Genomic DNA, 22,303 nt, shown 5'->3' on the forward strand with positions numbered 1-22,303 from the left:
CCCCGCCTCATCCTTCGAGACTCTGCAACTCATCCTTGTGCCTGAACCGCGCGGTACGCGGATCGAACACATATTCCCCGATATAGTCGCCCGCGGCGCGTGCCAGTTCGTCGACGGCGGCAATGACGCGATCGGCATTCTCGTCACTCATCAGGTAACTGAAATTGAGGCGCACCCACCCGGGCCGCTCCATTTCCGCGCCGGCGTCGATGGCCGCAAAGATCGCGTCGGACCTGTCGCGGTCTATATCGAGTAGTCGATGTGCGTAGGGTCCGGCGCAGGCGCAACCGCCGCGCGCCTGGATGCCGAAAAGATCACTCAGCAGGCGGGTGAACAGCTGGTGATGGACGTAGCCGCCCGCCCCGTCGCGCACACGGAAGGAAAAGATTGGAAGACGCCGCACGTCGAAACGTCCGAGCAGTTCCAGGCGAGGATTGTTGCGCCACACCGTCAGCGCGCGCTCGCGCAGCGCAGCGTCGCGGCTGTCTATGAAGTCCTGCCCCAGCGCCTGTTTGATGAGAAGCACCAGCGCGGCCCGGATATCGCCCACCACGTTCGGCGTGCCGGCTTCCTCGCGTGCCGAGATTCTGCCGGAGTAGGCGTGGCCCCAGGGCGACACGAATGTCACCGAGCCTCCGCCGGGCGCCGTCGGCCGGTTCACCCGGATCACCGATTCACGGATCACCAGAACGCCGGTCGCACCCGGCCCGCCTGGAAACTTGTGCGGCGAGAACACGATGGCATCCTTGGCGGCATCGCTGCCACTGCCCATCGACATCGGCAGATAGGGCGCGCCGCCGGCATAGTCCCAGACTGCGAGAGCGCCGTGGCGTTTCAGCAGCCGCGTCACCGCCTCGCTGTCAGCCAGGATGCCGGTGACATTGGACGCGGCCGAGAAGGCCCCGACCCGCAGATCGGCGCCAGCATGGTCGATCAAGGCGGCCTCCAGGGCGGCAAGGTCCGGCCCGCCGGCTTCGCTCTCCGGAATTTCCACCAGCAAGGCACCGCTCTCGCGCCACGGCAGGATGTTGGAGTGGTGCTCGTAGGGGCCGATGAAAACCGCAACCTTCTCGCCACGGGCGATAGCGCCGGGAATGTCCAGCAGGCACACGATCTTGTTCAATCCCGCCGTGGCGCCGGAACCGGCGAAGACGACCGAGATTCCTGCTCCCGCGCCGACGATGCGGGCGATGGCACGCCTTGCCTCCTCGCGCAGCCGGGTGCAGAAAGCCCCGCAGTAGGAAGCCTCGGTATGGCTGTTGGCGTAATAGGGCAGCACCTTGTCGAGGATGAAGTCCTCGACCTGGCGCAGCGCGCGGCCGGAGGCGACGTAGTCGGCATACAGCAACGGGCGCACACCGAAGGGTCCGGTCAGCGGCACCCCCTCGCCGATCAGCCCATCGCGTAGAAATGCCGGCAAGTCCCGGACGCGCAGAGATTCAATAAAGGATTCCAGCATACTGCCGACCGCCCCAGTCCCCATGCCCGATTGCTTGTGTTTGTTTGAGCTTGTTCTTTTCGGTGCCGCTTGTGGCCTCACCGCTTCAGGCGACAAAAGAATTGCACATGGCTTCGCAATCATTTTCACAAATTCTCTTGTCAAATTACGATTTTTCCGTTCACTTGATCGAATGAAGGGCAGAAAAATCGATCAGACGGACGCCAAAATCCTGCTGGAGCTGCAGCGGGACGCGGGCCTATCCCAGCGCGACATTGCCGAGCGGGTGGGGCTGTCGCAGAACGCCTGTTGGCGCCGGCTGCGCCTGCTGGAGGAAGACGGCATCATCACCGGCCGCACACTGCGGCTGAATCGGGACAAACTGGGCCTGGGGCTCGTGGTCTTCGTCATGATCAAGACCCGCCATCATTCGGCGAACTGGCTGCAGACCTTCCGGGCCCATGTATCGAGCATCCCCGATATCATCGATTTCTTCCGCATCGGCGGAGACTACGACTACCTGCTGAAAATCGTCACTGCGGACATGGCGAGCTACGACGCCGTCTATCAGCGTCTGATTCAGAAGGTGGAGCTGGAGTCGGTGACCTCTTACTTCGCCATGGAAGCCATCGAGGAACAGCGCCCGCTGCCCCTATGACAGCCCTCGCCAATGCCGAGCAGGCGGAAGTCCGGTTCCTGGGGCAAACGGATGGCCCGCATGGTGGTCGCGAAGCACATTCCGCCGTCTCCAGTTTGTCCGCTTCCAACGATTAACTCGGCACCCGCGTCTGCGCACAGGTTGTCAGTCTTAGCTTCGGCGACAGGTCACTTTGGCGCGGTTGCCCTACGCAAAGGACAACAGGCGCCTAAGCAACGTCGCTGCTCGACAGTTTCGACAGGATGCGGGCCCAGCTGCGGGACCGCCGCAACCCGGAGATCGCGGTTTCGCCAACATACCCGTATATAACTTTTTAGAATACGACTTCTAATTTTACGACTTTGACATATACATTGCCACTTCCCTAGCCTCGCAGGCAACCAATGGGAGGCACTCAATGAAGTCAGGGATCAGAACTTTCGCGGCCATGGGCCTGGCAGTCGCCATGCTGACCGCAACCCAGGTAACGACCGCCGCCGCCACCACGCTGCGGGTCGCCATCAACGCGTCGGATGTCGCCAACCTGGACCCGCACCGGGCCAGTTCCACCGCCGACAAGACGCTGATCGGCTGGATGTTCAACGGCCTCGTGCGCTTTCCACCGGGCAGCGCCGACCCGGCGACGATCGAGCCGGATCTCGCGGAGAGCTGGTCCGTCTCGGACGACGGGCTGGTGTGGACCTTCAAGCTGCGTCCGGACGTGAAGTTCCATGGCGACTGGGGCACACTGACCGCCGAGGACGTGGTCTATTCCCTGAAGCGCGCGGCCGACAAGGAGCGTTCCTCCTTCGCCGGCACCTACGACGGCTTCAAGGATGTCTCGGCCGTCGATCCGATGACCGTGCGCATTGAGCTGTCCTACCCGGTTCCGGGCTTCCTGGGCCTGGTCGCCAACTATCACGGCGGCAACATCGTCAGCAAGAAGGCCGCCGAAGAACTGGGCGCCGACTTCAACAGCAAGCCCGTCGGCACCGGCCCCTTCATGCTGGCCGAGCGCGTGACGCAGCAGTACGTCCGTCTGGAAGCCAACAAGAACTACTTCCGCGGCGCGCCGAAGATCGACGAGATCATGTACCGCTTCATCCCCTCGGACTCCAGCCGCGACCTGGCCTTCTCCTCAGGCGAACTCGACCTGATCTACGGCAAGCGCGAGCAGCGCTGGGTCGACACAGCCCGGCAGAACCCCGACGCCGTCGTCGACATCTTCCAGCCCGGCGAGTTCCGTACTATTCACCTCAACCAGTCGATCAAGCCGCTGGACGACATCCGCGTGCGCAAGGCCATCGCCCACGCCATCAACGTCGACGACATCGTCACCTACGTCGGCAAGGACGTCGGCCCGAAAGGCTGCTCCGTGGTACCGACCGGCTATCTGGGCGAAGACTGCTCATGGTCCTACGAACATGACGTCGCCAAGGCAAAGGCGCTGCTGGCCGAGGCAGGCCATCCGGACGGCATCGAGATCACCGCGGTGGTGTCGAGCAACGCCTCTCAGCTGCCGATCATGGAGATCATCCAGGCCCAGCTCTCCGAGGCCGGCATCACCATGAAGATGAACGTGGTCGACCACCCGACCTATCACCAGCAGATCCGCCAGGACGCCAGCGCCATCACCTTCTACGGCGCCGCGCGCTTCCCGGTAGCCGACAGCTACCTGACGCAGTTCTATCATTCTGCGGCGACCGTCGGCACCGAGACGGCGATCACCAACTTCTCCCACTGCGACGTCGCCGACGCCGAAATCGAGGCGGCCCGCAAGGCCGCCGACGAGGCCAAGCGGCTGAAGCTGTGGGCGGAAGCGCAGCAGAAGATCCACGACGCGGTCTGCGCCGTCCCGCTGTTCAGCCTGATGCAGGTCTGGGAGCGCACCAAGGCGCTGGACTACGGCTACGATCTGAAGGGCGCGATGAACCTCGCCCCGCCGATCACCGAATCAACGACCCTGGAACGCTAGCAGATCAGCTGTTCAAGAGTTCGGTTGAGATTTCCGCCGCCGTCTTTCGAGCCTCCTCGATGAACGCGTCGACCAGCCCCACGTTGCGGGCCTCGCGCGGGCGACAGAGGAGAAAGTCGAGAGGCGACGGCGGATCGAACGGGCGCACCGAGACGCGCCCGCGCACCGATTCCAGCAGCAGCGGGTGTTCCAGCGTGACGCCCAGTCCCTGGGCGACCAGTTCGCAGACCGTCGTCGCCAGGGAGGCGTCCAGCACCGTGTTCGGCGCCAGGCCTTGCTTCCTGAACACCGCATCGACCTGAGAGCGCGTGCGGCTGCCCTCGCGGAAAGAGACGAAGGGCTCCTTCGCAAGGTCCTGCGCCGTCACCCGGCTCTTGCGCTCCAGCGGATGCCCCTGCGGCATCACGCAGACCAGCGGCAGGCTCAGCAGCGGCTCGACCGCGAGATGGCTGTGATCGACCTCCATGGTGATCAGTCCGACATCGAGCTGGCGGGCCATCAGCCAGTCGGCGATGAACTGCGACGAGCGCGCGGAGATCGACACGAAAGCCTTGGGGTGGCGCTTCAGGAACCCGACCGTCGCCCGGCCGATGAACGGTCCCGCGAGACCCGGCATCACCCCGACCAGCAAACGGTCGTGCTCCTCGCGGCGGATCGATTCGATGGCGCGGTTGATCTGGTTCACCCCGGTGAAGATGCGGTCGATCTCCTCGTACAGCCGCATGCCGCGCTCCGTCGGAACGAGGCGGCCCCGGCGGCGGTCGAACAGCTCCAGACCGACATCCTGTTCCAGGTGCGTCAGCAGCTTGCTGGCCGCCGGCTGTGAAATGCTCAGCAATTCCGCGGCGCGGCTGACGGTGCCGGTCTCGATGACCGCCTTGAAGGCCTCGATCTGGCGGAGGTTGGGGGTGCGCATGAGATATAACCTCTGGGAATACCGCCTGCCGAATTACGATTTTGAAATTCTACCCAGCCCGTGGCTAGCATGGCAACGCACATGACGGGACGGTTACACCTTGCAGCACGCTGACGTGATCATTGTCGGAGCCGGCATCGTCGGATCGGCCCTCGCCTTCGGGCTGGCCCGGACGGGCCGCCGGGTCCTGGTGCTGGACGGCGAGGATCTCGACTTCCGCGCCGCGCGGGCCAACTTCGGGCTGGTCTGGGTCCAGGGCAAAGGCCCCGGCATGCCCGCCTATCAGCACCTCACCCGCGACAGCTCGGACCTCTGGCCGGCCTTCCACGCCGAACTGACCGAGACAGCCGGCACCGCGGTCGACTACGACCGCAAGGGCGGCCTGTACTACTGCGTCGGCGAGGACGCTTTCGAGGCGCGGCGCCTGGCGCTGCACCGGCTGCACAACCAGCCCGCCGCCGCCGCCGCGGACTGCGAGATGCTGGAGCGGCCGCAGCTGGAGGGGCTGATGCCCGGCGTGCCCTTCGGCCCCAAGGTGACCGGAGCCAGCTATTGCCGGCGCGACGGCCACGTGAATCCCCTGCAGCTTCTGCAGGCCCTGCACAGGGCCACCGAACGCCTGGGCGGCCAGGTCCTTGCCGGCCATGCGGTGACGCGGATCCAGCGCGGCGCGCAGGGCTTTCAGGTCACCACTGCCAAGGGCACCTTCGGCGGCGACCGCGTCGCCATCACCGCCGGGGTCGCCAGCGGCGACCTGGCGCGACAGGTCGGCCTGGACGTGCCGGTCCGCCCGCAGCGCGGCCAGATCCTGGTGACCGAACGCCTCGCGCCCTTGCTGCCGCTGCCGGGCAGCGGCCTGCGGCAAACCGCCGAGGGGACCATCATGATCGGCGCGACCCAGGAGGAAGTCGGCTTCGACACCGGCACCACGGTGGAGCGGGCCGGCTTTCTCGCGCGCAAAGCCTTGCAGGTCGTTCCGCATCTGGCCGACGCCCGCCTGGTGCGGCAATGGTCGGGCCTGCGCGTCATGACGCCCGACAGCTATCCGGTCTACGTGCAGTCCGACAGCCATCCCGGCGCCTTCGTGCTGCTGTGCCACTCCGGCGTCACCCTGGCCGCGGCTCATGCGGACACGCTGGCGGCGGCGATCGATGCCGGCAGCCTGCCGGAAGATCTCACCCCCTTTCACCACAGGCGTTTTCGAAAAGATGTTCGTCAGGCCATTTAAGTCAGACGCGCGCGCAGTGTCGGTCGTCATCGACGGCGAGACCGTCGCGGCCTCCGACGGCGAGATGCTCGCCGCCGTGCTGTTGCGTACCCCTCCGTTCTACGCGCGCCGGACGCCGGTCAGCGACAGCCCGCGCGCGCCCTATTGCCTGATGGGTGTCTGCTTCGACTGCCTGGCCACCGTCGACGGCATCGCCTCGGTGCAGACCTGCCTGACACCGGTGCGCGACGGCATGCGGGTGGAGCGCCAGGCCGGCCTCCGGGAGCTCACGAAATGAGCAAACTGCAAGACGTCGCCGTGCTGGGCGCCGGTCCCGCCGGCATGGCCGCCGCGGTGCGCCTCCGCGCGCTGGGCGTTCCGGTCGCCCTGATCGACGAGCAGCCCGCACCGGGCGGCCAGATCTGGCGCAACGTCGAGGGCAACGAGAACACCGCGGTCGGCAAGGCCCTGGGCAGCGACTACGCAGCCGGCGCCGCCGCGGCCGCCGCCCTGAACGAGAGCGGCTGCGTCCTGCGCTTCGGCAACCAGCTCTGGCAACTGGAGGACGCTCAGCCCGAAGCGAAGTGGCGCGTCTTCGTCAAAGCCGGCGGGGGTCTCGACATGCTGCCGGCATCCGCGGTGCTGCTGGCCGGCGGCGCGCAGGAGCGCCCCAATCCCTTCCCCGGCTGGACCCTGCCCGGCGTGGTGTCCGTCGGCGCCGCGCAGATCCTGATGAAGACCGCCGGGCAGATTCCGGAGGAACCCGTGTGGATCGCCGGATCCGGACCGCTGCCGCTGCTCTACATGACGCAGCTGCTCGCCCTCGGCGGCAAAATCGCCGGCTACCTCGACACCTCGCCGCGCGGCAACCTCGCCGCCGCCCTGCCCCACTTGCCGCGCGCGCTGGCCGCCTGGAAGGACCTGCGCAAAGGCCTCGGCTGGCTGCAGACCCTGCGGCGTTCGGGCGTTCCCGTCGTGAAGGACGTCGCCGAGATCGCGGCAGCCGGCAACGACCGGCTGGAGAGCCTGACGTACCGCCCGCGCGGCAGCAAGGCGGTAACGGTTCCCGCCCGTCTGCTGCTGGTGCACGAAGGCGTGGTGCCCGGCATCCACGTCACCATGGCGATGGGCTGCGCGCACGACTGGCGCGACGACCAGGTCTGCTTCGCACCGCGGCTGGATGGCTGGGGCGAGACCAGCCGGGCCGGCCTCTACGTGGCCGGTGATGGAGCCGGCATCGGCGGCGCCGAGGCGGCCCGACTACGCGGCGAGATCGCGGCCCTCGGCATCGCCTGCAAGCTCGGCAAGCTGAGCGAGGCGGAGGCGCGGCAGCTCGCGGCGCCGCTGCGCCGGGCGCTGGACCGGGCGCTGGCGCCGCGGCGCTTCCTCGACGCGCTCTACCGCCCGCGCCCCGAAGTCTTCGCACCCGCCGAGGAAACCGTCGTCTGCCGCTGCGAGGAGGTGACGGCCGGTCAGATCCGCCGCGCCGCCGGCAAGGGCGGACCGAACCAGCTGAAGGCCTTTACCCGCGCCGGCATGGGCCCCTGCCAGGGCCGCCAGTGCGGCTACACGGTCTCGCACCTGCTGGCCCACAGCCTGAACAGCAGCGCCGCCGAGGTCGGCTTCTTCCATGTTCGCCCGCCGCTGAAACCGGTTACTCTCGGCGAACTGGCCACCCTGGAAATCGAGGAAGCAACGCCGTGACCGGCGGCAATCCAACTACGCTGTATGACGTCGTCGTGGTCGGCGGCGGCCTGCACGGGCTGTCCGCCGCGCTGCACCTGGCGCGCGGCGGCGCCCGCGTCGGTCTGCTGGAGCGCGCCTGGATCGGCCGCCATGCCTCGGGCGCCTCGGCCGCCGGCGTACGCACCCTGGGACGCCCCATCGCGGAGCTGCCCATCTCCCTGGAAGCCATGGCGATGTGGCACGACATCCGCGGGCTGGTGGATGACGACTGCGGTTTTCACATGCACGGCCAGATCAAGGTGGCGGAGAACGCCAGCGAACTCGCCGGCCTGCGCCAGCGGGACGAACAGTTGCGCGCGCTGGGCTATCGTCATGAGGAAATCGTCGACGCGCAGGAATTGCGCCGCCTGCTGCCGCCGATTGCGCCGCACTGCGTCGGCGCGGCCGTGGCGCGCGACAATGGCGCTGCCGACCCGCACCGCACCCTGCAGGCGTTCCGCCGCAGCGCCGAGGCGGCGGGCGTCGCGATCTACGAGGGCTGCGGCGTCGAACGGGTGGAGTCCGTCGCCGAGCGCTGGCGTCTGTGCGGCAGCCGCGCGACCGTCGAGGCGCCCGTCGTGGTGAACGCCGCCGGCGCCTGGGCCGGCCGTCTTGCCGCGCTGTTCGGCGACGGCGTGCCGCTGGGCACCAAGGCGTCGATGATGATCGTCACCGAACGCGTGGCACCTTACATCGCCCCTGTGGTGAGCTGCGCCGGGCGCGCGCTCTCGTTCAAGCAGACCGACCGCGGCACCCTGCTGATCGGCGGCGGCGTGCAGGGCCGTTTCGACCTGCAAGCGGAAAAGACCACCGTCGACTTCGTCGCGCTGCGGCGCGCGGCCCAGGCGGCCATCGCGCTGTTCCCCTCGGTGGTCGGGGTCGCCATGACGCGGGTGTGGGCCGGCCTGGAGGCGAAGACGGAGGACCTGCTGCCGGTCATCGGACCTTCGCCGTCGGCGCCGGGCCTGCTGCACGCTTTCGGCTTTTCCGGGCATGGCTTCCAGCTGGTGCCGGTGGTCGGCGCGATCATCGCAGAGCTGGCGGCAAGCGGCAGCACGACGCGCCAGATCGCACCCTTCGCGCTGGAACGCCTGACCGTCAAGGAGGCCGCAGCGTGATCCGCTACATCATCAAACGCCTGCTGCTGGCGATTCCCACCCTGCTGGCCATGCTGACCGTCATCTTCGTGCTGGTCCGCCTGGTGCCGGGCGATCCCGCCATCGCTATCCTGGGTGACCAGGCGACTGAGGAATCCCTGCAGGCGCTGCGCAGTCAGCTCGGCCTCGACAAGCCGATTGCCGTGCAATACGTCGACTTCCTGACCCAGGTGCTGAGCGGCGACCTCGGCAGCTCGATGACCAGCGGCCGCACCGTGCTGCAAGAAGTCTGGCAGGTGCTGCCCTATACCCTGGAGTTGACCGCCGCAGCGCTGCTGATCGGTACGGCCTTCGGCCTTCCGCTGGGCACCTGGGCGGCGATCAGGCGCAACGCCTGGCCCGACTACCTGGGCCGCATCATCTCGCTGACCGGCCTCTCCTTCCCCGGCTTCGTTTCCGCCATCCTGCTGCTGCTCGCCTTTTCCGTGCAGCTGCGCTGGCTGCCGGTCATGAGCACCGCCACCGATGACCCCATCCGCCACCTGGAGAACCTGGTGCTGCCGGCCTTCAACCTGGGTATCATCATGGCCGCCTACATCACCCGCGTGACCCGCTCGTCGATGCTGAGCGTGCTCAGCGAGGACTACATCCGCACCGCGCGCGCCAAGGGCGTTGGTCCAGGCCGCCTGGTGATGCGCCACGCGGTGCGCAATGCGCTGATCCCCGTCGTCACCGTCGTCGGGCTGTATTTCGGCACACTGATCGGCAATTCGGTGCTGACGGAGATCGTCTTCACCCGCCCCGGCCTCGGCAAGCTGATCCTCGGCGCGCTGACCTCGCGCGACTACGCCCTGCTGCAGGGGCTGATGGTGGTCTTCGCCGCCTTCATCATCCTCGTCAACACCCTGACCGACCTGGCCTATGGCCTGATCGACCCCCGCGTGACCTATGACTGACGGGACCCGCGAGCAATGAGTGCAACCGTGACCTCCCCGATGACGGCGGCCCGGCCGGGCATGGCAATCCTCGCCACCCTGCGCCGCAACAAGCTTTCCTGGCTGGGCATCGCGCTGATCGTCCTTATCGTGGCGGTCGCCGTCTTCGCCCCGCTGCTGGCGCCCTACGACCCGCTGAAGCAGAACATCATCCATCGCCTGGAGGCGCCTTCGGCGGACTTCCTGCTCGGCACCGACACCTACGGGCGGGACGTGCTCTCCCGGCTGATCTACGGCACCCGCATCTCGCTGATGGTCGGTTTCGTCGCCGTGGTCATCGCCATGAGCGTCGGTTCGGCGATCGGCATCCTGGCCGGCTACATCGGCGGCCTGTTCGACCAGGTCGTCATGGGCGTCGTCGACGTCATGCTGGCCTTCCCGACCCTGCTGCTGGGCCTCTTGATCGCCGCCATGCTGGGCGCCAGCCTGGAAAACCTGATCATCGCCATCGCGATCACCGAGATGGCGCCCTTCGCGCGCGTCGCCCGTGCGCCGACCATCAGCCTGAAGGAGCGCGAGTTCGTCGCCGCCGGGCGCGCCCTCGGCTTCGGCCCGCTGCGCATCATGGGCGTCCATATCCTGCCCAACATGGCCTCCGACGTTGTCGTGCTCGGCTCGCTGTGGATGGCCAGCGCGATCCGCACCGAGGCCTCACTGAGCTTCATCGGCCTGGGCGTGCAGCCGCCAACGGCAACGTGGGGCGGGATGATCCGCGAGGGCTTCGAGAACATCCTGACCGCCTGGTGGCTGGCGATCTTCCCCAGCCTCGCCATCCTGGTGACGGTGCTGGCCCTCAACATCCTGGGCGACGCGCTGCGCGACGCCATCGATCCGAAGCTGCGCTCGGAGAACGCGGCATGAGCGAGACGATCCTCGACGTGCGCGGGCTGCAGAGCGAATTCCGCATCGGCGGCAGGTGGTATCCGGCGGTGCGCGACTTCTCCCTGGCGGTCGCCGCCAACGAGACCGTCGCGCTGGTCGGCGAGTCCGGCAGCGGCAAGAGCGTGACGGCTCTGTCCATCCTGAACCTGCTGCCGGCGGTTGGCGCGCGTATCGCCAAGGGTTCCGTGCGCTTCGGCGGAGAGGACCTAGTCGGGCTGCCGGAAAAGGCCCTGGCGCGCCTGCGCGGCGATTCCATTGCGATGATCTTCCAGGAGCCGATGACTTCGCTGAACCCGACGATGACCGTTGGCGACCAGATCGCGGAGGTGATCCAGATCCACCGCGGCGCCACCCGGACGGCCGCCCTCGCCGAGGCGCTGCGCCTGTTGGAGGAAGTGCGCATTCCTGCCGCGCGCCAGCGACTGCACGACTATCCGCACCAGTTCTCCGGCGGCATGCGCCAGCGCGTCATGATCGCCATGGCGCTGGCCTGCCGGCCCAAGCTGCTGCTGGCCGACGAACCGACCACCGCGCTGGACGTCACCATCCAGGCGCAGGTGCTGGCGCTGCTGAACGAACTGAAGGAAAGCTACGGCATGTCGGTGCTGTTCATCACCCACAATCTCGGCGTGGTCGCGCAGACCGCCGACCGCGTGGCGGTGATGTACGCCGGCGAGATCGTGGAGTGCGCGCCGGTCGACGAGATCTTCGCCCGCCCGACCCATCCCTACACCGAGGCGCTGCTGAAGGCGATGCCGCGGGTCGACCGCGACACCGAGGCATTGGAGCCGATCCCGGGTCAGGTCCCGGCGATCACACGCATGCCCGCCGGCTGCGCCTTCGCGCCGCGCTGCCCGCTGCGCGCGCCGCAATGCGAACGGCACCCGGAACTGCTGCCGCTCGGCCCCTCCGCCACCCACCACCTGCGCTGCCGCGTGCGCGCGCCGCAGGAGAGCGCCGCATGAGCGACCGGCCCATGGACAGACAGGGCAGCGGAGCGCTGGTCGTCCGCGACCTCACCAAGCACTTCAAGCTGGGCGGCCTGTTGAGCGGCAAGCGCCAGCTCATCCGCGCCGTCACCGAGGTCTCCTTCGAGGTGCCGGCCGGACACAGCATCGGCCTGGTCGGTGAATCCGGCTGCGGCAAGTCGACGGTATCGCGCGCGATCCTGCGCCTGGTGGAGCCGGATTCCGGCGAGGTCGTGTTCGACGGCATCGACTTGCGCCGGGCCTCCCGCACGGCGATGCGCAAGCTCCGCCAGCGCCTGCAGTTCATCTTTCAGGATCCCTATTCCTCGCTGAATACACGGCGCACCATCCGGCAGACACTGGAAGAGCCGCTGCGCGTCCACCGGCTGGGCAGCAAGGCGGAGATCCGCGACAAGGCCGAACAGGTGCTGGCCGAGGTCGGCCTGCCGCCGGAGTCCCTGCAGCGCTACCCGCACGAATTTTCCGGCGGCCAGCGCCAGCGCATCGGCATCGCCCGCGCCCTGGTGCTGAACCCGGAACTGGTGATCGCCGACGAGCCGGTCTCCGCCCTGGACGTCTCGGTGCAGGCCCAGATCCTGACGCTGCTCGACCGGCTGCGCGAGAAACATCGTCTGTCGTTTCTCTTCGTCTCGCACGACCTGGGCGTCGTGCGCCACTTCTGCAGCCGCGTCTGCGTCATGTATCTGGGCCGCATCGTCGAAACCGGGCCGACCCGCGACGTGCTGGACAAGCCGGCACATCCCTACACGCAGCTGCTGCGAGATTCCTCGCCGGTGCCCGACCCGGGTCACCGCCTGACGCTTGCCAAGCACGACGGCGAGATCCCCTCTCCGGCCAACCCGCCGGCGGGCTGCCCCTTCCACACCCGCTGCCCGCACAAACTGCCGGTCTGCACGGATCGGCTGCCCCCCCTGAAGGAAATTGCACCCGGGCGCAGCGCCGCCTGCCACCTGTTCGAATGAGCATCGGCCCGCATATCACCCAGCGTCTGGCCGCACACGTCACTGCAGCGCAGTCCCGCGCGCTCAGCGCCGAAGCCCGCGACGGGGCGCAGCGCTGCCTGCTGGATCTGCTGGCGGCAACCGCCGCCGGTCTGTCGGTGACGGCCGTCGTCGCGGCACGCCGCGCGGCGCCGCTGCTGTTCCGCGACGGCAGCGCCAGCGTCTGGTTCACCGGCGAAAGACTGTCGGCGTCCGGCGCCGCCTTCTGCAATGCCGCGGCGGCCAGCGCGCTGGACCTGGACGACGGCAACCGCGCGGCGCGCGGGCATCCCGGCGCCTCGGTGATTCCGGCGGCGCTCGCGGTCGTTGAAGAAACGAACGCCGATGCAGACGCACTGCTGGCCGCCATCGCAACTGGCTACGACGTAGCCGTCGCTGTGGGCGCCGAGCGCGGCTTCTACGCGCGCTCCGGCATGTGGTGCGGCTTCGGCGCCATTGCTGCCGCCGCCTTTCTGCGCCGGACCCCGGAAGACCAGGTCGCGCAGGCGATGGCCATCTACGGCATGACCGCGCCCAACCTGCAAGGCGTCGCTGACGGCACACCCTATCCGCCGTCGCTGGGCAACGACGTGAAGGAGGGGATCCCCTGGGCCACCGCCACGGCGCTGGCCGCCCTGCCGCTGGCTGAAGCCGGCATGACCGGCCCGCTCGACATGCTCGATCACGCGCCGCATCACCGGGCGGAGAGCATCGCCGCACGGCTGGCCGGCCCGCCCGCCATCAACCAGACCTACTTCAAGTTCTACTGCTGCTGCCGCCACCTGCACGCGCCGATCGACGCCCTGCTGGCGGTCATGGCCGAGTACGCGCTGGCGCCCGATGCCATCGACGCGGTAGAAGTCCACATCTACCGCGGCGCTTTCAACCTCTCCAACCGCGTCAATCCGGCGAACCTTGTCGACCTGCAGTACAGCATTCCCTACTGCCTGGGTCTTGTCGCCCTGCACGGGCCCGATACCCTCCTGCCGCTGGAAGAAAGCGCCCTGGACCGCGCCGATGCCATCGCCTTCGCGGGCAAGGTGAGCCTGCACCTCGATCCCGAGATCGACCGGCGCTTTCCGGCAGAGTCGCTGGCGCGCGTGGTGGTGGTTGCCGGCGAACGGCGCTACGAGTCGCGGCTTACCCATCCGCACGGCGAGGCCTTCGATCCGCCAACTCGGCAGGCACTGGAGCAGAAGTTCTCGCGTGCCTCAGGCAGATCGCTGGATCGGGCGACCCAGCAGCGCGTTATCGAGGCGCTGGCGAGGCTCAAGATCGGGCAAGTCGCGCCTCTGTACAGCGTCCTGGCCCGAGCAGCCTTCCCGACCGACAATCGGGATAGGACCGGGAGTGCTCCGCGCCGCTCTGGCGATGGCAATGCACAGGCGCGAACGTAGCGTCAGTACCGCCGCTTCGGGCCGCCGGCGCCGCGATCATGCGGTCTGCGGTCTCCTAGCCGGTCCGCGAATCCTGCGCCAACAGACGCGCCCGGCGGAGTCCGCCCTGCCGTTCAAGCGATCCTCGATTGACCGCAGCGCTCACTGTGCGGCCGAGGCCGCTTCTTTCGCGGGCACCAGCTGCTCCACCATGGCGTGGACCAGACGTGGCAGATCATAGGGAAAGCGGGCCGTGATGAGATTGCCGTCTACCACGCATGGTTCGTCGTGAACCGTTGCGCCGGCATTCTCGAGATCGATCTGAATATTCCACACTGCGGTGGCGTGCTTGCCCTTGAGGATCTTCGCGCTCACCATGACCCATTGGCCGTGGCAAATGGCGCAGGTCGGCTTTCCGGCCTCATACATGGCACGCACGAAGCTGCATGCATGCTGGTCCATGCGTAAGGCATCGGGATTCCAGCAGCCGCCCGGCAGGAGGATGGCATCGTAGTCCGTTGCTTTCACCTCGTCCGTGTAACGGTCGATCTTCAGCCAGCCTGCGTTCTCCATGAGGCGGATAGCCAGGACATGGGTGGCGCATTGCGGCGGAAAGCGCAGGCCAAGTGTCGGGTGAAACTCCCCGATGCGCGGCGACACGATGTGAACCGTCGCCCCGTGCTCGGTGAGCCAACGATGTGCGCCGAGGATCTCCACCTCCTCCACACCATTGGTGCAGCAGATGGCGATGCGCTTACCCTTGAGCAGGTTCGGATCGGATGGCGGATCGAACAAGAAGCTGTTGAGCTCCCGGTTCAGCTCACCGTCGGCCGTGGCCAGCAGCTCGGTGGAAATGGTAGGAACCGGCGAGGACGAGATCAGCTGCTGCATACGATTGAAGGCGGCTGCCTGGACAGATTGACTCATCGTTCATGCTCTCCAAGAAATTGTTCGTGAGCAATGGTTGCGCAACCATGGTCACTTTGGCCATCCCAAAATTGAGAGCTTTGCCTTCTCCTCAAGGTCAGGGTCGCGCCAGGAAGAGACGTCGCATCAACCTTCATCGAGATGCGGGATCGCTGATCGCAGCGTGCCGTAACCAGGCACCGCTTCTCTGCTATAGCGGCTGCTGGCCTTTGGGGGAGTGGCTGATCCCTTCGGCGTAGGCCAGCAGGGCCTGCAGCGCCTTCTCGCCTTTATCCACGTCGAAGCTCAGGGCCTGCCAGGTCGCAGCCATGTGCGGCGGCAGCGGCGCGGTGACGCGCAGGGTGGTGCCGTCCTCGGGGTCCGGTAGCGCCAGCTCGCGGGCCAGCAGGTGCAGGATCTTGGCCGGCGCCCCGGCCCTCGCCAGAGCCTCCGGGAAGGCCTCCTTGCCGCCGTACTTGCCGTCGCCGACGATCGGCGTGCCGAGCGCCGCGCAGTGGACGCGCAGCTGGTGGGTGCGCCCGGTCAGCGGCAGCAGCACCAGCCAGCTCGCCGAGTGGCGGTAGCTCTGGACGACCTGATAGAGCGTGCGCGCGGGCTTGCCGCCTTCTTCCGCGGCGCCCATCGCCTCACCCTTGTCGCCGGGCGTCCCGGACAGATCCCGGGCTTGCTTGGCGAGCGGCAGGTCGATCACGCCGCGGCGTTCCTGCGGCACCCCGGCGACCAGGGCCCAGTAGATCTTCTGGGTTTCCTTGCCGCGGAAGGCCGCCGTCAAGGCGCGCGCCGTCGGCGCGTTGCGCGCCAGCAGCAGCACCCCGGCGGTATCGCGGTCGAGGCGGTGCACCAGGCGCGGCCGATCGTCGGCGCCGAAGCGCAGGGCATCCAGCATGCCGTCCAGGTGACGGCGCTGGCCGCTGCCGCCCTGCACCGCCAGACCGGCGGGCTTGTCGATGGCAATAACGTTGTCGTCGCGATACAGCACCGCCGCGCGCAGGGCCGCGGCGTCCTTTGCCGAGACCGCCGGCAGCGGCGCCGGAGCTTCCGCGGCGGCCGCCTCGACCGGTGGCAGCGGCGGCACGCGGACCATCTGGCCCTCTTCCAGCCGCTGCGAGGCCTTCACCCGCTTGCCGTCGACGCGGATCTCGCCCTTGCGCAGCATCTTCTCCAGGCGCCCGTGGGTGACCTGCGGGTAGTGCTGCTTGAACCAGCGGTCCAGGCGCTGGCCGCTGCCGTCCGCCGTCACGGCGACCTGCTGCACGCCGCTCATGCCCCCCTCCTCATGTGGTCAGCGCCCGCACGAGGACCAGCGCGGCAAAGAAGGCGCCGACCGAGAGCACCACGGAGGCAGCCACGTAGGCGGCGCAGGCCAGGAGCGCGCCGCGCTCGTACAGCAGCACGGTTTCCATTGAGAAGGTCGAGAAGGTGGTGAAGGCACCGAGGAAGCCGACGGCCAGGAAGGCGCGCAGTTCCGGCGACGGCGACCAGGCGAGCGCACCCAGCTCGATCAGCAGGCCCATGGCGAAGGAGCCGGCGACGTTCACCGCCAGGGTGCCGTAGGGCCAGCCGTGGCCGAGCCACTGGGCGACTTGGCCCACCGCCAGGTAGCGCCCGACGGCACCAAGCGCCCCGCCTGCGGCGACGGCGGCGATGAGCTGAAGCTGCATGACGTGCGGAACCCCTTCCCGGCTGGCGGCGGCGCGCTATCGGCCGCCGCCTCTAGCTAGCAAAGCGCGGCGCCGGGTGCAAACCGGGGTTTGGCGGAGAAGGGTCGGCCGGTCAGGCCGCCGCGACGGAGCCGGGACCGGCACCGGCCATCCAGGCCAGGCAGTTCACCGTGTCCATCAGGTAGATGCCCATGCGGCCCAGTTCCTGCACCGCCTCTTCCGTCGCGTTGCAGAGGGCATCGGGCACCAGCACGATGCGGAAGTCGCGGGCGCTGGCCTCGTAGACCGAGGCGCGCCCGCCGGTGGAGAAGCTGAAGCCGCAGATCACCAGGGTCGTGATGTGCTGGGCGCGCAGCTTGTCCTCGAGGTCGGTGTTGTGGAAGGCGCCCCAGCGCGGGCGGTAGTGGACGTATTCCTGGGGGCCGATCTCCTGGAACTCGCCGTTGAACAGCAGTTCCGGGTCCAGGCGCACGTCCTTGTTGGGTTTCAGGTCGTCGATCAGCTCGGCGCCGAGGGTGCCCGGCATGAGGATCCTGAGGCCCTCTTCCACCGCCTGGCGGCGGCAGGCATCCACATTGGATCCATCGGGCTTGTAGAGCCGGACGGAATGGTAAACGGGCGCGTGCTGGGCGCGGAAGCAATCGACCAGGCGGCCGATGTTGGGCAGCGCGGAAGGCCAGCCGCAGGCCCGCACAGGCGAGCCGGGCGACACGAAGTCACGCTGAGCTGAGATGCAAAGGAGAGCTGCCTTACCCTTCTCGGGCACGCAGTAGTTCGCCATTTCGACCCCTCGTATAACCTGCCAGCCGGTGCGCTTGCGCAGCCGGTGATTATTGTATGGGTGACAAAGTACGGTCTTTGCCCGGCCGGACAACCGGCAAGGTCGAATGGCAGATTCGCGTAAGGTGCAAGGCTACCCCTCTTGCGGCTCGCCGGGGCCCTTCCCGCCGCCGCCCTGGGCCTGGCTGCGCAGCTTCTCCCAGTATTCCAACCGTTTGCGTACGTCTCTTTCGAAGCCGCGTTGAACCGGCCGGTAGAAGGTCTGGCGCCCCAGTCCGTCCGGAAAATAATCCTGGCCTGAGAACCCCTCGGCGGTGTCGTGGTCGTAGGCGTAGCCTTTGCCGTAGCCAAGGGTCTTCATCAGCTTGGTCGGCGCATTCAGTATGTGCGCCGGCGGCGCCAGGGAGCCGCTGTCCCTGGCGGCGCGCTGGGCCGCTCCGAAAGCCTTGTAGGCGGCGTTCGACTTCGGCGCCGTTGCCAGGTAGATGACCGCCTGGGCCAGGGCCAGTTCGCCCTCCGGGCTGCCGATGCGCTCGAAGGCCTGCCAGGCGGCGATGCTCTGGGTCAGCGCCGCCGGGTCGGCCATGCCGATGTCCTCCACCGCGAAGCGCACCAGGCGGCGGGCGATGAAGTGCGGGTCCTCGCCGCCGGCCAGCATCCGCGCGAACCAGTAGAGCGCCGCGTCGCAGTCGGAGCCGCGCAGCGACTTGTGCAGGGCGCTGATGAGGTTGTAGTGGCTCTCCTGGCCCTTGTCGTAGAGCGGCGCGCGCTTCTGCACCACCTGGGCCAGACCGGCGCTGTCCAGCTTGTCGCCCGCCTTCCACTCGCCGCTGCCGAGCGCGAAGACCTCCTCGGCGAGGTTCAGCAGATAGCGGCCGTCGCCGTCGGCCATGGCCATGAGCGCCTGGCGCGCCTCCGGCGTCAGCGGCAGGTCGCGGCCCTCGGCCGCCTCGGCGCGCGCCAGCAGCTCGCGCAGCGCCGCCTCCTCCAGGCGCTTCAGCACCATCACCTGGCAGCGCGACAGCAGCGCGGGATTGAGCTCGAAGGAGGGATTCTCGGTGGTTGCGCCCACCAGCACCACGGTGCCGTCCTCGACGTAAGGCAGGAAGCCGTCCTGCTGGGCGCGGTTGAAGCGGTGGATCTCGTCGACGAACAGCAGGGTGCCGCGCCCGGCGAGGCGGCGTTGGCGCGCGCGCTCGAACACCTTGCGCAGATCGGCGACGCCGGAGAACACGGCCGACAACGGTTCGAACTCCAGGTCGGTCTCCGCCGCCAGCAGGCGGGCGATAGTGGTCTTGCCGCAGCCAGGCGGTCCCCAGAGGACCAGCGAGGCGAGTCGCCCGCTGCGCACCATGCGCCCGATCGGCCCCTCCGGCCCCAGCAGGTGGTTCTGGCCGACCACCTCGTCCAGCGCCTGCGGGCGCAGCCGGTCAGCCAGCGGCCGCGGTGCCTGGCTTTCGAACAGTCCGGTCATCGCTGGAGCCGCCTCAGGAGTTGAACTCGACCCGACGCACCTTGCCGTCACGCTTGAAGGTGATCTGCCACTTGTCATGGCTGCGGTCGAGCGCCTCGGCAAGATCGACCGAGCTCTGGTAACTCTCGCCGTTCAGCGAGAGGATGATGTCGCGCGGGCGGAAGCCGACCCGGTCGGCCGGAGTGCCGCGCTGGACCCGGGTGACGACCACGCCGGCCCAGTTGTCCGGCATGTCCAGTTCCTCGGCCAGCGCCGGCGACAGGCTGGCGACGTAGGCGCCGCCCATGGGGTGGTGGCCGAGCAGCCGCACCTCGCTGCGCGACGGAGTCTCCGGCGGCGCTTCCAGCGGCAACCTGGTCTGGATGGTCTGCCCCTTGCGCACCACCTCGACGTCCAGGGCTTCGCCCAGGCTGCCGGTGGCAACGCGGTAGCGCAGCGACTGCAGGTCGATCACCGGCTGGTCGTTCACCGCCACAATGACGTCGCCCGGATCGATGCCGGCGCGGTCGGCCGGGCCGCCGGGGTAGACGTCGCTGATGACCACGCCGCCGGGGCGATCGAGACGCAGGCCCTCGGCCAACTCGGCGGTCAGATCCTGGCCGGCGATGCCCGACCAGGCACGCACCAGGGCGCTGCCGCTGCGGGCGCTCTCCACCACCGTGCGCACCATGTTGGCCGGAATGGCAAAGCCGATGCCGACCGAGCCGCCGGAGCGCGAGTAGATCGCCGTGTTGATGCCGATGAGGCGGCCGTCCATGGTGACCAGCGCGCCGCCCGAATTGCCCGGGTTGATCGCCGCGTCGGTCTGGATGAAGAAGCTGAAGTCGGTGATGCCCACCTGGGTGCGCGCCAGTGCCGAGACGATGCCGCTGGTCACCGTCTGCCCGACGCCGAAGGGATTGCCCAACGCCAGCACCAGGTCGCCGACCTCCACGTCGTCGGAATCGCGAAGATCGATCGACGGCAGCTGCGCGCCGCCGGGATCGACCTGCAGCACGGCGAGGTCGGTGCGCTCGTCGGTCAGCACAAGCTCGGCGTCGAACTCGCGGCGGTCCGTCAGCACCACCTTGATCTCGGTGGCGCCCTTGATGACGTGCTCGTTGGTGACGATGAAGCCTTCCGCCGCGACGATGACGCCGGAGCCGAGCGACGACTGCTCGCGCTCGCGGCGCTGACGGTCGGCGAGGTTGTCGCCGAAGAAGCGGCGGAAGAAGGGATCGTCGAGCAGCGAGGAAACGGGCCTGCGCTGCTCCACCTTGCGCTTGGCGAAGATGTTCACCACCGCCGGCGCTGCTTTCTTCACCACCGGCGCGAAGGACAGCATCACCTCGCCGCGGCTTGACGGCACCGCGCGGGCCGTTTCTCCGGGGGCGTCCTGGGCGCCTGCCGGGGCCGCCGCCAGGACGGCGGCACAAGCGAACGCGGCCAGGCCGGCAGCCGCCGCCCGGCACAGTCTCCTCAACGCGTTGCGCGCCTGCGTCATGAAATAGCCTCTCTCCTGCGGCGCTCCGGCGCCGTTACCCATATTTGGGGTCGCCAGCGGGGCCGTCAAACAGGAAAAGGCAGCCTTTCGGGCTGCCTTTCCGGAATGTCTGTCGCCAGAAACGGTGGCGGAAAAGCCGGGGACCTCAGTCCTCGTCCTCTTCATCACCGGCTTCCTGGGTCGGCCCCGAATCCTGGCCCTTGGCGTCCGGGTCGCGGTCAACCAGCTCGATGACGGCCATCGGGGCCATGTCGCCGTAGCGGAAACCGGCCTTCAGCACGCGGCAGTAACCACCGTTGCGCTCCTTGTAACGCTCGGCCAGATCGCCGAACAGCTTCGCGGTGATCTCGGTGTCGCGCAACACCGACAGCGCCTGACGGCGGGCGTGCAGGTCGCCGCGCTTGCCCAGGGTGATGAGACGGTCGATGACGCGCCGCATGTCCTTGGCCTTCGGCAAGGTGGTCTTGATCTGCTCGTGCTTGATCAGCGAGGCCGCCATGTTGGCGAACATTGCCTTGCGGTGGCTGACCGACCGATTCAGACGGCGGCCTTGGAAACCGTGACGCATCTTTTAGTCCCTTCATCCCTGGCCTCGCGCACGAGACCGATTGTATTGCCGCCAGCCAGGGCTGCCTCTGCGAGGCGGGGCCCTGTACGGACGGGGGGAGCCGGCTGCTCCGTATCTAAATGAGCCGGAAGGAACCCTTAGTAGGGTTCCTCCAGGCGCTTGGCCAGTTCCTCGATGTTCTCGGGCGGCCAGTTCGGAATTTCCATGCCCAGGTGCAGGCCCATGGTGGAGAGCACTTCCTTGATCTCGTTCAAGGACTTGCGGCCGAAGTTCGGGGTCCGCAGCATCTCGCCTTCGGTCTTCTGCACCAGATCGCCAATGTAGACGATGTTGTCGTTCTTCAGGCAGTTCGCCGAACGGACCGACAGCTCGAGCTCGTCGACCTTGCGCAGCAGATTGCGGTTGAACGGCGGCTCGGAGGTGGCCTCTTCCTCGTGACGCTGCTGCGGCTCTTCGAAGTTGATGAAGAGCTGGAGCTGGTCCTGCAGGATGCGCGCAGCCAGGGCCACGGCGTCCTCGGGCGTCACCGCGCCGTTGGTCTCCAGTTCCATGGTCAGCTTGTCGTAGTCGGTGACCTGGCCGACGCGGGTGTTCTCCACCTTGTAGGAGACCTTGCGCACCGGCGAGAAGATCGAGTCCACCGGCACCAGGCCGATCGGCGCGTCTTCCGGACGGTTCTGGGTCGCCGCGACATAGCCCTTGCCGGTGTTGACCGTCAGCTCCATGTCGATCCGTGCACCGTCGTCCAGCGTGCAGAGCACGAGGTTCGGGTTCATGATCTCGATGTCATGCCCGGTCTCGATCTGGCCGGCGGTCACCTCGCCCGGGCCTTCGGCCCGCAGACGCATGCGCTTGGGGCCTTCGCCGCCCATGCGCAGGGCGATCGCCTTGACGTTCAGGACGACGTCGGTGACGTCCTCACGCACGCCGGGGATCGAAGAGAATTCGTGCAGGACGCCATCGACCTGGATGGAAGTCACCGCAGCACCCTGCAGCGACGACAGCAGCACGCGGCGAATCGCATTGCCCAGGGTCAGGCCGAAACCACGCTCCAGCGGCTCGGCGACAACCTTGGCGACCCGGTGCGCGTCCGGTCCAGGTTGGATATCCAGCTTCGTCGGCTTAATCAGTTCGGTCCAGTTCTTTTGCAGCACGCTTGTGCCCTCACGACTTCTAGGCTGGTTCGATGTCGG

Annotated in this window: 21 protein-coding genes; 11 read left to right on the top strand and 10 right to left on the bottom strand. The window is 67.8% G+C overall.

Annotated elements, in window-relative coordinates; all coding sequences use genetic code 11:
* Positions 1-7 precede the first annotated feature (7 nt).
* Entirely contained in the window at positions 8-1,459 is a 1,452-nt protein-coding gene (locus WDC82_RS09195) for an aminotransferase class V-fold PLP-dependent enzyme (RefSeq protein WP_340117001.1), read from the bottom strand.
* A 172-nt stretch (positions 1,460-1,631) separates the two neighbouring features.
* Between WDC82_RS09195 and WDC82_RS09200 the strand changes: the two genes are divergently transcribed.
* Both WDC82_RS09200 and WDC82_RS09205 read left to right on the top strand, forming a co-directional pair.
* Positions 1,632-2,096 carry an Lrp/AsnC family transcriptional regulator gene (locus WDC82_RS09200; RefSeq protein WP_340117002.1) on the top strand — a complete coding sequence of 155 codons (465 nt, stop codon included), beginning with the start codon at positions 1,632-1,634 and terminating at the stop codon, positions 2,094-2,096.
* A 397-nt stretch (positions 2,097-2,493) separates the two neighbouring features.
* Entirely contained in the window at positions 2,494-4,050 is a 1,557-nt protein-coding gene (locus WDC82_RS09205; RefSeq protein WP_340117003.1) for an ABC transporter substrate-binding protein, read from the top strand.
* A 4-nt stretch (positions 4,051-4,054) separates the two neighbouring features.
* Here WDC82_RS09205 and WDC82_RS09210 read toward each other — a convergent pair whose 3' ends face one another.
* Positions 4,055-4,966, bottom strand: coding sequence for a LysR substrate-binding domain-containing protein (locus tag WDC82_RS09210; protein WP_340117004.1), 912 nt, complete (start codon positions 4,964-4,966; stop codon positions 4,055-4,057).
* A gap of 100 nt (positions 4,967-5,066) precedes the next feature.
* On the opposite strand from WDC82_RS09210, the gene WDC82_RS09215 reads away from it, so the two are divergent.
* Genes WDC82_RS09215 through WDC82_RS09255 form a run of 9 tightly spaced genes read left to right on the top strand, consistent with a single transcriptional unit; the run spans position 5,067 to position 14,238 of the window.
* Complete coding sequence (locus WDC82_RS09215) at positions 5,067-6,194, top strand: FAD-dependent oxidoreductase (protein WP_340117005.1); 1,128 nt, start codon at positions 5,067-5,069, stop codon at positions 6,192-6,194.
* Positions 6,195-6,210: 16 nt separating this feature from the next.
* Positions 6,211-6,471: a (2Fe-2S)-binding protein gene (locus WDC82_RS09220; protein ID WP_340117006.1), complete on the top strand. Its 261-nt coding sequence runs from the start codon at positions 6,211-6,213 to the stop codon at positions 6,469-6,471.
* Positions 6,468-7,877 (top strand): FAD-dependent oxidoreductase, encoded by a 1,410-nt coding sequence (locus tag WDC82_RS09225; protein ID WP_340117007.1) that lies wholly within the window; start codon positions 6,468-6,470, stop codon positions 7,875-7,877. Before WDC82_RS09220 ends, WDC82_RS09225 begins: the two co-directional genes overlap by 4 nt.
* Positions 7,874-9,016 (top strand): FAD-dependent oxidoreductase, encoded by a 1,143-nt coding sequence (locus tag WDC82_RS09230; RefSeq protein WP_340117008.1) that lies wholly within the window; start codon positions 7,874-7,876, stop codon positions 9,014-9,016. Before WDC82_RS09225 ends, WDC82_RS09230 begins: the two co-directional genes overlap by 4 nt.
* A complete protein-coding gene (locus WDC82_RS09235; protein WP_340117009.1) occupies positions 9,013-9,951 on the top strand; it encodes an ABC transporter permease in 939 nt (312 codons plus the stop codon). The genes WDC82_RS09230 and WDC82_RS09235 overlap by 4 nt, the downstream gene beginning before the upstream one ends.
* Before the next feature lie 15 nt (positions 9,952-9,966).
* On the top strand, positions 9,967-10,851 hold the full coding sequence (locus tag WDC82_RS09240) for an ABC transporter permease (protein ID WP_340117010.1): 885 nt from the start codon (positions 9,967-9,969) through the stop codon (positions 10,849-10,851).
* The gene (locus WDC82_RS09245) at positions 10,848-11,837 is read left to right on the top strand and encodes an ABC transporter ATP-binding protein (RefSeq protein WP_340117011.1); all 990 of its coding nucleotides are present in this window, start codon (positions 10,848-10,850) and stop codon (positions 11,835-11,837) included. The genes WDC82_RS09240 and WDC82_RS09245 overlap by 4 nt, the downstream gene beginning before the upstream one ends.
* A complete protein-coding gene (locus tag WDC82_RS09250; RefSeq protein ID WP_340117012.1) occupies positions 11,834-12,823 on the top strand; it encodes an oligopeptide/dipeptide ABC transporter ATP-binding protein in 990 nt (329 codons plus the stop codon). The genes WDC82_RS09245 and WDC82_RS09250 overlap by 4 nt, the downstream gene beginning before the upstream one ends.
* On the top strand, positions 12,820-14,238 hold the full coding sequence (locus WDC82_RS09255; protein ID WP_340117013.1) for an MmgE/PrpD family protein: 1,419 nt from the start codon (positions 12,820-12,822) through the stop codon (positions 14,236-14,238). Before WDC82_RS09250 ends, WDC82_RS09255 begins: the two co-directional genes overlap by 4 nt.
* 141 nt (positions 14,239-14,379) lie before the next feature.
* Here the strand turns inward: WDC82_RS09255 and WDC82_RS09260 are convergent, their stop codons facing one another.
* From WDC82_RS09260 to WDC82_RS09295, 8 genes are all read right to left on the bottom strand, one after another.
* Positions 14,380-15,144, bottom strand: coding sequence for a type 1 glutamine amidotransferase domain-containing protein (locus WDC82_RS09260; RefSeq protein WP_340117014.1), 765 nt, complete (start codon positions 15,142-15,144; stop codon positions 14,380-14,382).
* 190 nt (positions 15,145-15,334) lie between these two features.
* Positions 15,335-16,408 (bottom strand): RluA family pseudouridine synthase, encoded by a 1,074-nt coding sequence (locus tag WDC82_RS09265; protein WP_340117015.1) that lies wholly within the window; start codon positions 16,406-16,408, stop codon positions 15,335-15,337.
* A gap of 10 nt (positions 16,409-16,418) precedes the next feature.
* Positions 16,419-16,805 carry a fluoride efflux transporter CrcB gene (gene crcB, locus WDC82_RS09270; protein WP_340117016.1) on the bottom strand — a complete coding sequence of 129 codons (387 nt, stop codon included), beginning with the start codon at positions 16,803-16,805 and terminating at the stop codon, positions 16,419-16,421.
* A 112-nt stretch (positions 16,806-16,917) separates the two neighbouring features.
* Positions 16,918-17,586: an isochorismatase family cysteine hydrolase gene (locus tag WDC82_RS09275; protein ID WP_340117017.1), complete on the bottom strand. Its 669-nt coding sequence runs from the start codon at positions 17,584-17,586 to the stop codon at positions 16,918-16,920.
* 132 nt (positions 17,587-17,718) lie between these two features.
* Positions 17,719-19,059, bottom strand: coding sequence for a replication-associated recombination protein A (locus WDC82_RS09280; protein WP_340117018.1), 1,341 nt, complete (start codon positions 19,057-19,059; stop codon positions 17,719-17,721).
* A 13-nt stretch (positions 19,060-19,072) separates the two neighbouring features.
* Positions 19,073-20,542 (bottom strand): DegQ family serine endoprotease, encoded by a 1,470-nt coding sequence (locus tag WDC82_RS09285; protein ID WP_340117019.1) that lies wholly within the window; start codon positions 20,540-20,542, stop codon positions 19,073-19,075.
* A gap of 145 nt (positions 20,543-20,687) precedes the next feature.
* Positions 20,688-21,110, bottom strand: coding sequence for a 50S ribosomal protein L17 (rplQ, locus tag WDC82_RS09290; RefSeq protein WP_340117020.1), 423 nt, complete (start codon positions 21,108-21,110; stop codon positions 20,688-20,690).
* Positions 21,111-21,247: 137 nt separating this feature from the next.
* Positions 21,248-22,264: a DNA-directed RNA polymerase subunit alpha gene (locus WDC82_RS09295; protein WP_340117021.1), complete on the bottom strand. Its 1,017-nt coding sequence runs from the start codon at positions 22,262-22,264 to the stop codon at positions 21,248-21,250.
* Positions 22,265-22,303: the final 39 nt, after the last annotated feature.

It is taken from the genome of Pelagibius sp. 7325 (genome assembly GCF_037652055.1).
GTDB lineage: Bacteria > Pseudomonadota > Alphaproteobacteria > Kiloniellales > Kiloniellaceae > Pelagibius.

What these genes read in the sequence shown, in the direction of transcription:
- WDC82_RS09195 (WP_340117001.1), bottom strand. Translation starts at nt 1,459, where the DNA reads ATGCTGGAATCCTTTATTGAATCTCTGCGCGTCCGGGACTTGCCGGCA.
- WDC82_RS09200 (WP_340117002.1), top strand. Translation starts at nt 1,632, where the DNA reads ATGAAGGGCAGAAAAATCGATCAGACGGACGCCAAAATCCTGCTGGAG.
- WDC82_RS09205 (WP_340117003.1), top strand. Translation starts at nt 2,494, where the DNA reads ATGAAGTCAGGGATCAGAACTTTCGCGGCCATGGGCCTGGCAGTCGCC.
- WDC82_RS09210 (WP_340117004.1), bottom strand. Translation starts at nt 4,966, where the DNA reads ATGCGCACCCCCAACCTCCGCCAGATCGAGGCCTTCAAGGCGGTCATC.
- WDC82_RS09225 (WP_340117007.1), top strand. Translation starts at nt 6,468, where the DNA reads ATGAGCAAACTGCAAGACGTCGCCGTGCTGGGCGCCGGTCCCGCCGGC.
- WDC82_RS09240 (WP_340117010.1), top strand. Translation starts at nt 9,967, where the DNA reads ATGAGTGCAACCGTGACCTCCCCGATGACGGCGGCCCGGCCGGGCATG.
- WDC82_RS09245 (WP_340117011.1), top strand. Translation starts at nt 10,848, where the DNA reads ATGAGCGAGACGATCCTCGACGTGCGCGGGCTGCAGAGCGAATTCCGC.
- WDC82_RS09250 (WP_340117012.1), top strand. Translation starts at nt 11,834, where the DNA reads ATGAGCGACCGGCCCATGGACAGACAGGGCAGCGGAGCGCTGGTCGTC.
- WDC82_RS09255 (WP_340117013.1), top strand. Translation starts at nt 12,820, where the DNA reads ATGAGCATCGGCCCGCATATCACCCAGCGTCTGGCCGCACACGTCACT.
- WDC82_RS09260 (WP_340117014.1), bottom strand. Translation starts at nt 15,144, where the DNA reads ATGAGTCAATCTGTCCAGGCAGCCGCCTTCAATCGTATGCAGCAGCTG.
- WDC82_RS09265 (WP_340117015.1), bottom strand. Translation starts at nt 16,408, where the DNA reads ATGAGCGGCGTGCAGCAGGTCGCCGTGACGGCGGACGGCAGCGGCCAG.
- crcB (WP_340117016.1), bottom strand. Translation starts at nt 16,805, where the DNA reads ATGCAGCTTCAGCTCATCGCCGCCGTCGCCGCAGGCGGGGCGCTTGGT.
- WDC82_RS09275 (WP_340117017.1), bottom strand. Translation starts at nt 17,586, where the DNA reads ATGGCGAACTACTGCGTGCCCGAGAAGGGTAAGGCAGCTCTCCTTTGC.
- WDC82_RS09280 (WP_340117018.1), bottom strand. Translation starts at nt 19,059, where the DNA reads ATGACCGGACTGTTCGAAAGCCAGGCACCGCGGCCGCTGGCTGACCGG.
- WDC82_RS09285 (WP_340117019.1), bottom strand. Translation starts at nt 20,542, where the DNA reads ATGACGCAGGCGCGCAACGCGTTGAGGAGACTGTGCCGGGCGGCGGCT.
- rplQ (WP_340117020.1), bottom strand. Translation starts at nt 21,110, where the DNA reads ATGCGTCACGGTTTCCAAGGCCGCCGTCTGAATCGGTCGGTCAGCCAC.